This is a genomic window from Streptomyces sp. NPDC057438, from assembly GCF_042802995.1.
GTDB lineage: Bacteria > Actinomycetota > Actinomycetes > Streptomycetales > Streptomycetaceae > Streptomyces.
This window is the reverse complement of the sequence record NZ_JBHVDD010000075.1, coordinates 41557-51608: the sequence shown is the minus strand read 5'-3', so window position 1 is coordinate 51608 and position 10052 is coordinate 41557. Positions and strand designations below refer to the sequence as shown.

The window sequence follows — 10052 nt, the reverse complement described above, 5'->3', positions numbered from 1 at the left end:
TCACCGGGGGCCACATCCGTGACACCCTCCCCCACCGACTCCACCACACCCGCCGCCTCATGACCGAGGAGGAAGGGAAAGTCGTCGCTGATGCCGCCCTCGCGGTAGTGCAGGTCGGTGTGGCACACGCCGCACGCCTGCACCTTCACCAGCGCCTCACCCGGCCCGGGGTCGGGCACGACGATCGTTTCCAGGCTGACAGGGGCACCTTTGCCCCGCGCGACGACAGCACGGACCTGGTGAGCCATGACCACTCCTCGGCTGGTTCGAGAGCTGAGTTCGATGTTTCTTATCGCGGTACTCATCGCGTGTAACGCAACACAGCATCGTGGAGTGCCGAGCCGGGGTCAAGGATCCGTCGGGCAGCCGATCGGACAGCACGACGCGCGGCCCGTCGTGGGCGGACCGGTGCCGGTCACCGCTCGTCACGGACGGGTCGAGCCGCCCGGCGGCTCGACCCGTGGGGGAAACCGGTGGTCTAGAAGTCCCGCGCCCGGTCGGGAAGGGCCTGCTCGGCCCAGATGGTCTTGCCGGTGCGGGTGTGGCGGCTTCCCCAGCGCTGGGTGAGCTGGGCGACGAGCAGCAGCCCTCGGCCGCCCTCGTCGAAGGCCCGCGCCCGGCGCATGTGGGGCGCGGTGCTGCTGGAGTCCGAGACCTCGCAGATGAGCGTGTTCTCCCGGATCAGCCGCAGCTGGATCGGGGACCCGCCGTACCGAATGGCGTTGGTGACCAGTTCGCTCACGATCAGCTCGGTGACGAAGGAGACCTCCTCCAGCCGCCAGGCGGTCAGCTGGTCGCAGGCCAGCTTGCGGGCCTGCCCCACGAACGCGGGGTCGGCGGGCACCTCCCAGGTGGCGACCCGGTCGGCGTCCAGCGCGCGGGTCCGGGCCAGGAGCAGGGCCACGTCGTCGGCGGGGCGGTCCGTCAGCAGGCTCCGCAGCACTCCGTCACAGGTCTCCTCCAGGGCTCGGTCCGTGCCGCACAGGGCGTGGCGCAGTCGCGCGAGTCCGTCGTCCAGGTCGCGGTCCGGTGACTGGACCAGGCCGTCGGTGTACAGGGCGAACACGCTGCCCTCGGGGACGTCGAACTCCGCCGTCTCGAAGGGCAGACCGCCCACGCCGAGCGGCGGCCCGATCGGCAGGTCGAGGAAGGTGGCCTCGCCGTCCGGGCCGATCAGCGCCGGTGGCGGGTGGCCGGCCCTGGCCATGGAGCAGCGGCGGGAGACGGGGTCGTAGACGGCGTAGAGACAGGTGGCCCCGATCTCTCCCGGACTGTGCGCGTCCTCGGCCTCGTCCGCCGTGCGCTCGGAGTCCAGGCGCAGGACGATGTCGTCGAGCTGAGTGAGCAGTTCGTCCGGCGCGAGGTCCACGTCGGCCAGGGTGCGCACGGCCGTGCGCAGCCGGCCCATGGTGGCGGACGCCTGCACACCGTGGCCGACGACGTCGCCCACGACGAGGCCCACCCTGGCACCGGACAGGGGGATGACGTCGAACCAGTCGCCGCCGATCCCGGCGCGGGTGCTGGCCGGCTGGTAGCGGGAGGCGACCTCGACGGCGGCCTGATGGGGCGCGCGGTGCGGAAGGAGACTGCGCTGCAGTTCGAGGGCAATGGCACGTTCGCGGGTGTAGCGGCGGGCGTTGTCGACACAGACCGCGGCGCGGGCCGCGAGCTCCTCGGCGAGCAGCAGGTCGTCCTCGCCGAAGGGCTCGGCCGTGCGGTGGCGGGAGAGGATCGACAGGCCGAGCGTGATGCCCCGGGCCCGCAGGGGCACGGCCATGATCGAGTGGATGCCGTGCGCCTCGATGCTGTGGGCGCGCTCCGCCGAGCCCGCCCACAGCCGGCCGGTGGCGTCGTCCACCTCGAACAGCACGGCCCGGCCGGTGGCCAGCGCTCGGTCCGGCGGGGACCCGGCGACGTAGCCGTGTCTGCTGCCGACCGGGATCACGGCCTCGGGGCAGCCCTCCAGGACGGACCGCTGAGCGGTCCGCCGGAAGACGAGGGGATCGGTGCCGGGCGAGACCGTGGCCTCCTCGCCCGCCCGGACGGAGTCCAGCAGGTCGACGATGACGAAGTCGGCCAGATGGTCCGTGCACACCTCCGCGAGCTCCTCGGCGGTGCGCGTGACGTCCAGGGTGGAGCCGATCCGGTCGCCGGACTCGTTGAGCATGCTCAGCCGTCGGCGGGCCAGGAACTGCTCCGTGCTGTCGATCGCGGCCAGGCACATGCCCCGTACGTCTCCGGAGCCGTCCCGCAACGGGCTGAGCGAGACCAGCCACGCGTGCTCACGGGTCTCACCCGGTGCGCGCAGCCAGGCCTCGAACGGCATCGGCTCACCCGTGCTCAGGACGTTGCGCACGGCCTCGTCGAGGCCCTCGAAGCCCGGGAGCCGTCGCCGTCCGTCGACCGACACGCCCACCCGTCGGCCGAGCAGGTCCCGCTGTGACCTGCCCATCACCTTCTCCATCGCGGAGTTCGCGGACACCGCGAGTCCGTCCTGGTCGAAGAGCGCGATGGGTACGGGGAGCTGGTCCAGGGCCCAGCGCCGCAGCCGCACGGCCGGCTCCGGCACCGTGGCCGTCACGAACCACTGGGCGTCCCCCGCAGCGTCGAGGAGCGGGTGGGCCTGCAGCTCCAGCTCCACCCCGTGGCCGTCCCGGTGCCGCGCGTGGACGGAGCCCCGCCAGTCCGCGGGCTCGGCGAGAGCGCCGCGGGCCGAGGCGGGGAGGCCGGCGGCCAGCAGGTCGGCCGCCCGGCTGCCGACCACTTCGCCGTGCTCGTATCCGAGGACCCTCCGGGCGCCCGCACTCCACGCGGTGACCAGCCCCCTGGCGTCGACCGCGGCCGAGGCGACACCGTGCTCGCCCATCGTTCCTTCTCTCCGTACGACCGGAGCCGTCGTCCATGGGCTCACAGATCGACGACAAGGCACTGCTTCCAGGGTTCATTGTGCGCCGTGCACCCCGTGCGTGGCGCGCGATCACCCGGATCTCCCAAGCCTCCACCCTGCCACGCCGCACCCCCGCGGGCGCCCGCTTTCGCGAGCGCCCGCGCACGGAGTCGCGGGGCCGCGTGACGTTCGTCCGTCGCCCGGTGGACGTAGCGTCCGTCCTGCGGGGACCGGGGCAGCCGTCCGCGCGTGGCGCCGGCAGAGGTCGTGGCTGCCGGTGCGGGCGGTCCGGCGTCCGGCCGGGCGACGGAGAGTGGGGAGACCATGGTGAAGTCCGGGAACCGGGCGGGAGCGCGCGGACGCCCTCGGGGGCTGTTCGTCGGGTTGTGCACGCTGGACGTCGTGCAACTCGTCGACCGTGTGCCGGGGGCGAACGAGAAGCTGACGGCGCATGAGCAGGTGGTGGCCGCGGGCGGGCCCGCGGCGAACGCGGCGGTCACGTTCGCCCACCTGGGCGGTGCCGCCACGCTGCTCACGGCGATCGGCCGCCATCCCCTGGGGGTCGCCGTCGCGGCGGACCTGGACCGGTTGGGCGTGACGGTGGTGGACCTGGCGGCCGGTTCGGCCGAGCCGCCGACGGTGTCGTCCGTGCTGGTGACCGCGGCCGGCGGTGACCGGGCCGTCGCCTCGACCAACGCGACGGGCCACCGGCTCACCCCGCCGGACGGTCTGGACGCCTTGGTCGCGGCCTGCGACATCGTGGAGTTCGACGGCCACCACATGGGCCTGGCCGTGATCACCGCCCGTGCGGCGCGAGCGGCCGGCCGTCGCACGGTGTTCGACGGCGGCAGCTGGAAGGAGGGTACGGAGAGGCTGCTGCCGTCGATCGACGTGGCGGTCGCCTCGGAGGACTTCCGCCCGCCCGGTACGCACGCCTCATGGACCGAGCCCGACGGCACCCTGCGTCGTCTGCGGGACCACGGGGTCCCGTGGGCCGCGGTCAGCAGGGGCGCGGGGCCGCTGGTCTGGGCGGGCCCCGACGACGGGGGCACGGTGGAGGTCCCCGCCGTACGGGTGGTGGACACCCTGGGCGCGGGGGACGTCCTGCACGGGGCGCTCACCCATGGGCTCGCGGGCCGGGACGTCCTGACGTCGGAGGGTTTCGCCGAGTCCCTGCGCGCGGCGGCCGCGGTGGCCTCGCGCGCGTGTGCCTCGTTCGGGACGCGGGCGTGGATGCGGGACGGGTGAGCCGCCCCGGGCCCCCGCCCCAGCGGAGGCTTCCCCGTCCGGCGGCGTTCTTCGGGGGTACCGCCATGCGTGTGGAATGCCGTCGGCGGCCACCGCCGTGCCGGCGGACCGTCTCATCGCAGTCCGCTCGGGCCCCGCTGTCCGTACGGGTCAGGAGACCACCGCGGGCGGCGCGGGGTGGACCGCGCCGGGGGTGAGGGCCCTTGCTCGGGCCGCCAGGCAGTCCTCCAGGAAGGCGAGGGCACGCAGATGGTAAGGGCGGGCGGCCCGGCCGAGGCTGATGTTGTGCCCGGCCGCCGGCTGGCGCTCGACGCTCACGTGCGGGGCGGCCGTGAAGTGGGCGGCCAGCTCACGGAGGGCCTCGTCGTCGTGGCGCCACCAGGCCTCGTGTTCGGCGAAGGTCAGCCGTACCGGCACGCGGACGCGGGGCGCGGTGGCACGGAAGAGTCGCGGCCAGCGGGCCAGTTCGGCCCGTTCCAGCGCGGGCACGGGTTCGACGATGGAGCCGCTCTCCCGGAAGGTGCCCGAGGGATACAGACCGAGCGGCCCCCAGCTCCTGCGCAGTCGGCCGGCGTCGTCGGCGGCGGTGGGCAGTTCGTGCGGCCCGACGGCGTAGCGATGGCCGCAGCCGGAGATGTCGATCCCGAGCAGGTGCGGCGGACCTGAGCCGGCGGCGGCGGTGAGGGCCACCTTGCCGCCGTAGGAGTGGGCGAGCAGGAACAGGCCCCCGCCCGTGGCGTGGCGGGAGGTGAAGTCACGCAGGGCGGCCCACAGCGACAGGGCCTGCTCCGCCAGCCCCTGCCCCCGAGGCAGCCGGGCGGCGGAGTGCCGGTAGCCCGGCCGGTCCACGGCGAGGACGGTGTGGCCGAGGCCTGCCCCCAGTGTCAGCAGGGACTGCTGGGGGTGGGCCCGGCAGTCGAAGTAGCCCGCGTTCATGCCCCCGCCGTGCACCGCGACCACGACGGCACGCGGGGGACCGTCCGCCGGCTCGGCGAGCAGGGCCGACAGCGGCACCCCCGCGGCGTCCAGGATGATCCGGCGCACCTCGGGCGACGCAGTGTGGACCGGTCGGGTCATGGTCGTCCTCCTCCGGGCGGTGCGCCCCAGGCTCTCGCGTCCGGTGGCGGCCCGCACCCGCAGCGCCACGGGCAGGCGCCCCGTCACCGGGCCGGGCCGGGGCCCCTTTCCCGCCCGACGTCCCCGTTCCCGGGGACCGCCTGCCACACGGGGTGGACCGGCTCCCTGCGCAGCGGGGCCTGCGCCGGACGGCGGTCCCGCCCCCCGACGCACCGGCCTTCCGGCGAGCCCGGCCCGCGTCCCTGACCGTCAGGCCGGGCCACGGCCCACGTCACCCGGCGATCCGGCGATCCGGCGATCCGGCGGGGCTCGGCCCACGTCACCCGGGGATCAGCCCCGGCCCGCCCCGCCGGTCAGTCACCCCCGCCGCGCCGCCCGCGGACGCCCCCGAACCGGCGGCGCGGCTCCGGGGCGCACACCAGCCAGACGGCGAGCAGGGCGGCGAGGGCGCCCGCCCACAGCACATGGGCGTCGTCCCAGCCCGGGGTGCCCGGCGGTACGAACAGCGCGAAACGGTCCGGGAGGAGTACGCCGGCCATGACGGGCAGGGCGAGCACGGCGCCCGACACGGCCGGGCCCGGCACACTCCGCACCGTGAACCGCACCGCCGCCGCGGCCAGGGCGAGCGCCAGCGCGCACAGCGCGCCGGCCTCGACCGTCACCGCCCCCCAGGGGAACGCGGCCCACGCCTCGGCGTCGGCACCCCTCCGCAGGACACCCAGCACGACCGCCCACCAGACCGCCACCGGCGGCAGGACCAGGGCCGCGCGCACCGCCTGCCGCAGCGGGCGCGGCACCGGAGGGACACCGGTGGTGTGCCGGGCCGGATCGTCCAGCACGAACGCCGTCCCCACCGCCCCGGACAACGCGGCCACCCGAGCCAGGTTGACCAGTACGTCCGCCGGGGTGTCCATCGAGAACAGCACCGGTACGGCGGCGACGGCCGGCCCCAGTGCCCAGCCGGCGGCGAACACGGTCCACGGCAGTGACCGTGCCGTGGGCCGCAGCAGGGCCGCCACCAGCGGCAGCCTTCGCGTCACGCGCACTGGTACTCCCGGTCGTCGGCGGTCTCGGGCGGAGCGGTGACGCCCAGCAGGGCGGCCGCGCGGTCGGTGGTCGTGCCCGACGCGGAGAGCTCCGCCCAGGACGCCTTCACCCTGCGGTCGACCTCCTGGGGCGGCTGGTCCAACAACGCCTGGAGCACGGCGAGTTCACGACCTCGCAGGACAAGGGCGTTCACCGGGGCCAGAATCACCCCGGGGCTGTCGGGTCCCTGGCCGATCCTCTCGAACATCGCCTCGCCGTCCCGGGTCCCGCGGACCGCCAGCCAGACCATCAGGACACCCCGCGCGTCGCAGTGCACCCCCTCGTACCGCTCGTGCCCCACGACCAGCCCCCGGGCGACGCTCGCGGCGAACTCCAGCTCCCGCTCGCCGCCCCAGGCCGTGGTCGCCGTGACCTCGCCGGGTGCGGCGGGTGTGGGCTCCGTGCCGCCCGACGGTCCGTCGAGCGCGGCGACCCGCTGCCGTACGGTCAGCGCGCGGGTCGCGTCCGGTGCGCCGGCCAGCGACCGGACCTGCTCCGTCACCCGGGCCCACTCGCCGGTCCAGGGGGTGAACTCGGGGAAGGCGCAGTACGTCGTCGCTCCGTGCCGCTCGCAGTCCTGTACGGCCGCCGGGTCGCGGGTCGCCGTCTCCCGCGCCTCGCGCACCGTGTCCGTCGGTGCCGTGCCCTGGAGGACCACGGCGGTCACGACCGCGCCGAGCGCCGCCAGCGCGGTGGCCCGTACGGCCCGTGTCCGGCCGCCGCTCGTCAGCACCGCGCCGGCCGCCACGAGCACCGCGAGTGCCAGCAGGTACAGCGCGTGCCAGGCGGCGGGCCGGCCCACCAGGTCGGACGGCAGGGGCCGGGCGCCCTCGTCGAAGCGCACGAGGGCCAGCCCGCGCAGCCAGGCCGCGCTGTGCGCTTCGGCGACGAAGACGAAGGTGACGGCCACGACGGCGACCACCGCCAGGGGTGCCACGAACGCCGACCGGGCGACCCGGCCGAGCAGGACGCCGAGCGCCGCCGACAGGAGGACCAGCAGCGGGCCGGTCACCAGCTCGGACACCGAGCCGTGGCCGACGGCCCCGGGCCTCAGTGCCGCGGCTGTGAACTGCCCGGCCACGATCAGGGCCGCCACCAGGACCATCGGCAGCGCCGACAGCAGATGGGCGACCGTGCGCCGCGAGGGCTGCAGCACCAGCACCCCGAAGTACGCCTCCGTGCCCCGCCGGTGCGAGCGCAGCACCGCCAGGTTCACGGCCACCAGCACCGCGAGCCCCAGCAGCAGCTGTCCGAGCTGGGTCTCGCGGTCGACGTCCTGGAGCACCGGATAGGCGTCCTGCGGCGCGTCGCCCGACCGCAGGAGGAGGGTCACGTACGTCACGAGGGCGATCAGCACCAGGGGGTGCAGCAGCAGGCGCCGCGCCTCCGTCCGGGCCAGCGCGAGCACCGCCTGCGCCTCGCCGCGGACCCGTCGCTGTGCCGGCTCCGACGCGGCCACCGGCCTCCCCGTCATCGTGGTCACGCGGCCACCTCCGCGACCGGATCGCCGCCGAGCGACAGGAGGTACCCGTCCTCCAGCGTCGGTTCGACCAGCCGGGCGCCCGCGGGCGGGTCCCCGACGTTGCGGAACTCGCCCGACCCGGTGCGCCACCCGGCCCGGGCGCCGGGCTGCCGCTCCCGGCTGTTCCACACCCGGCCGTCCGCCACCGCCGTCAGCTCCGCGGGGGTGCCGTCGAACCGGATGCGGCCCTTGTCCATCACCACCACCCGGTGGCACAGCATCGCCACGTCCTCGGTCTGGTGGGTGGACAGCAGCACCGTCCGGCCCTCGCCGGCCCCCGCGATCAACTCCCGGAAGCGCATGCGCTGTTCGGGGTCGAGGCCGACCGTCGGCTCGTCCAGGACCAGGAAGCCCGGATCGCCGACGAGGGCCGCCGCGAGCGCCACGCGCTGGCGCATACCGCCGGAGAGCCGCCGTATCCGCTTGCCCCGTACCTCCGCGAGGCCGACCGCGTCGAGGACCCGGCGGGTCTCGGCGTGCCGGGCCCGCCGGTCGGTCAGCTCCTTGAGGATCGCCACGTAGTCGATGAACTCGAAGGCGGTGAAGTCCGGGTGGAATCCGGGGTTCTGCGGCAGATAGCCGAGGACCCGTCGTACGTCCTGCCGTCCGTGGACCGTGCTCGGGTCGTGACCGAGGACGGTGAAGGCGCCGTTGTCCGGGGGTGTGGCCGTCGCCAGGACGCGCAGCAGGGTGGTCTTGCCCGCGCCGTTGGGGCCGAGCAGGCCCGTGACGCCCTCGGAGAGCCGCAGCGTCACGTCGTCCACCGCCGGGGTACCGCGAAAGCTCAGGGTCAGCCCGGCGGCCGAGACCGTGGGTCGTGTCATGACAGCCTCCTGGCTGCGAATCGAAGGTACCGGTGGGAAGGGCCGAGGGCGCGGCCGGTGTCGAAGCGGTCCCGCGCCGCGACCAGCACCACCGTCGCCACCGTCGCGACCGCCGCGGCCGCGCCCTGTCCCTCGGCGGTGAAGGGGAGCGGTGTGCCGGACGCCAGCAGACGGCTCAGCGCGACCAGTGCGGTCCACCCGGCCCCGACCAGCGCCGGCGCGATCACGGGGCCGAGCCGGGCCGTCAGCGCGACGCCCGTCGTGGTCAGGGCGAGGGCCGGCAGCAGCCAGCCGAGCGCCGCCAGGCCGAGCGAGGGCAGCGCGAGGCTCGCCAGTCCGCTCAGCAGGGTCGTCGTCGACAGCACCGCGACCGTGCGCACCATCAGCAGACGGAACGTGTGCATCGGCGCGACCACGGCGATCTCGTACGTCGGGTCGAGCGCCGGTCCGAACGACAGCGCCACCCCCGCCAGCGGCAGCAGCGGGGCCGTGGCCAGGAGCATCAGCGGCGAGGCGACCAGTGCCACGCCGGCCGCGAGCAGCAGGGTGAGGGCCACGGCGCCGAGCCAGGAGCGGCGCAGCACGGGGGTCGCCGCGAGCAGCCGCGCGGTGTGGTCGGTGACGCCCAGCCGGAGCAGCAGTGACTCGGCGAGGCCCGGCCGCGGGGCGTCCAGTTCGTCCTCCAGCCGGGCCCAGCCCGCGCTGATCTCGGCGGGCGGGACATGGGCCGCGAGCGCGGCCCGGCAGTCGGCGCAGGCCGCGAGGTGCGTCTCGACGGACCACAGCCGGGGGGCCGTCAGCGTTCCCCTGGCGTAATCCCGCAGGTCCCCGTCGTCGGCGTGCCAGCTCATGTCAGGGCCTCCCGCAGTTGCTTCCGGGCGCGCATGGCCCGGGTCTTGACCGTGCCCGGGGGAATGCCGAGCAGGACCGCCGCCTCACGGGTCGTCAGGCCGTCGATGACCGTGGCCTGCAGTACGGCCCGCAGCTCCGGCGAGAGGGCGGCCAGCGAGCCCGCCAGATCGCCGTGCCGCACCCGGGCCAGTACCTGTTCCTCGGCCGACACCTCCTCGCGCTGCCGCAGCCGGGCGAGCGCCTGCCGCAGTCGGCCGCGGGCGCCGTCGCCCCGCAGCGCGTCCACCAGACGGCGCGATCCGATCCGCCACAACCAGCCCGCCACGTCGCCCTCGCGCCGGTAGCGGGCAGCTCCCCGCCACACGTCGAGGAACGTCTCCTGGACGACGTCGTCGACGAGCACCGGGTCGGCGCACCGTCCGCGCAGCCGCAGCACGAGCCACGGCGCGTACCTCCGGTACAGCTCCTCGAACGCCCGCCGGTCCCCGTCGGCGACCGCCCGCATCAGCTCGGCGTCGCCCGGACTCCCCCGCTTCATCTCGCTCACACCCCCTCA

The 10052-nt window shown here is 75.3% G+C and carries 9 protein-coding genes; 1 reads left to right on the top strand and 8 read right to left on the bottom strand.

Annotated elements, in window-relative coordinates; translation table 11 throughout:
• On the bottom strand, positions 1-248 hold a 248-nt coding region (locus tag ACFU5F_RS31675; protein WP_319666862.1), incomplete at its 3' end, for an alcohol dehydrogenase catalytic domain-containing protein.
• 230 nt (positions 249-478) lie between these two features.
• Positions 479-2866, bottom strand: a complete 2388-nt coding sequence (locus tag ACFU5F_RS31670) for a SpoIIE family protein phosphatase (protein WP_383894662.1) — start codon at positions 2864-2866, stop codon at positions 479-481.
• A gap of 345 nt (positions 2867-3211) precedes the next feature.
• Between ACFU5F_RS31670 and ACFU5F_RS31665 the strand changes: the two genes are divergently transcribed.
• On the top strand, positions 3212-4135 hold the full coding sequence (locus ACFU5F_RS31665) for a PfkB family carbohydrate kinase (RefSeq protein ID WP_383894659.1): 924 nt from the start codon (positions 3212-3214) through the stop codon (positions 4133-4135).
• A gap of 150 nt (positions 4136-4285) precedes the next feature.
• On the opposite strand, the gene ACFU5F_RS31660 is transcribed toward ACFU5F_RS31665, so the two are convergent.
• From ACFU5F_RS31660 to ACFU5F_RS31635, 6 genes are all read right to left on the bottom strand, one after another.
• Positions 4286-5212, bottom strand: coding sequence for an alpha/beta hydrolase (locus tag ACFU5F_RS31660; RefSeq protein WP_383894657.1), 927 nt, complete (start codon positions 5210-5212; stop codon positions 4286-4288).
• A gap of 353 nt (positions 5213-5565) precedes the next feature.
• Positions 5566-6252, bottom strand: a complete 687-nt coding sequence (locus ACFU5F_RS31655; RefSeq protein ID WP_383894654.1) for an ABC transporter — start codon at positions 6250-6252, stop codon at positions 5566-5568.
• A complete protein-coding gene (locus ACFU5F_RS31650; protein WP_383894652.1) occupies positions 6249-7781 on the bottom strand; it encodes an ABC transporter permease in 1533 nt (510 codons plus the stop codon). The genes ACFU5F_RS31655 and ACFU5F_RS31650 overlap by 4 nt, the downstream gene beginning before the upstream one ends.
• A complete protein-coding gene (locus ACFU5F_RS31645) occupies positions 7778-8644 on the bottom strand; it encodes an ABC transporter ATP-binding protein (RefSeq protein ID WP_383894649.1) in 867 nt (288 codons plus the stop codon). Before ACFU5F_RS31645 ends, ACFU5F_RS31650 begins: the two co-directional genes overlap by 4 nt.
• Entirely contained in the window at positions 8641-9495 is an 855-nt protein-coding gene (locus ACFU5F_RS31640; RefSeq protein WP_383894646.1) for a zf-HC2 domain-containing protein, read from the bottom strand. Before ACFU5F_RS31640 ends, ACFU5F_RS31645 begins: the two co-directional genes overlap by 4 nt.
• On the bottom strand, positions 9492-10034 hold the full coding sequence (locus ACFU5F_RS31635) for an RNA polymerase sigma factor (protein ID WP_383894669.1): 543 nt from the start codon (positions 10032-10034) through the stop codon (positions 9492-9494). The genes ACFU5F_RS31640 and ACFU5F_RS31635 overlap by 4 nt, the downstream gene beginning before the upstream one ends.
• Positions 10035-10052 lie beyond the last annotated feature (18 nt).

Excerpts from the sequence above, each read along its gene's own strand:
- ACFU5F_RS31670 (WP_383894662.1), bottom strand. The coding sequence starts at position 2,866 with ATGGGCGAGCACGGTGTCGCCTCGGCCGCGGTCGACGCCAGGGGGCTG.
- ACFU5F_RS31665 (WP_383894659.1), top strand. The coding sequence starts at position 3,212 with ATGGTGAAGTCCGGGAACCGGGCGGGAGCGCGCGGACGCCCTCGGGGG.
- ACFU5F_RS31660 (WP_383894657.1), bottom strand. The coding sequence starts at position 5,212 with ATGACCCGACCGGTCCACACTGCGTCGCCCGAGGTGCGCCGGATCATC.
- ACFU5F_RS31645 (WP_383894649.1), bottom strand. The coding sequence starts at position 8,644 with ATGACACGACCCACGGTCTCGGCCGCCGGGCTGACCCTGAGCTTTCGC.
- ACFU5F_RS31640 (WP_383894646.1), bottom strand. The coding sequence starts at position 9,495 with ATGAGCTGGCACGCCGACGACGGGGACCTGCGGGATTACGCCAGGGGA.
- ACFU5F_RS31635 (WP_383894669.1), bottom strand. The coding sequence starts at position 10,034 with ATGAAGCGGGGGAGTCCGGGCGACGCCGAGCTGATGCGGGCGGTCGCC.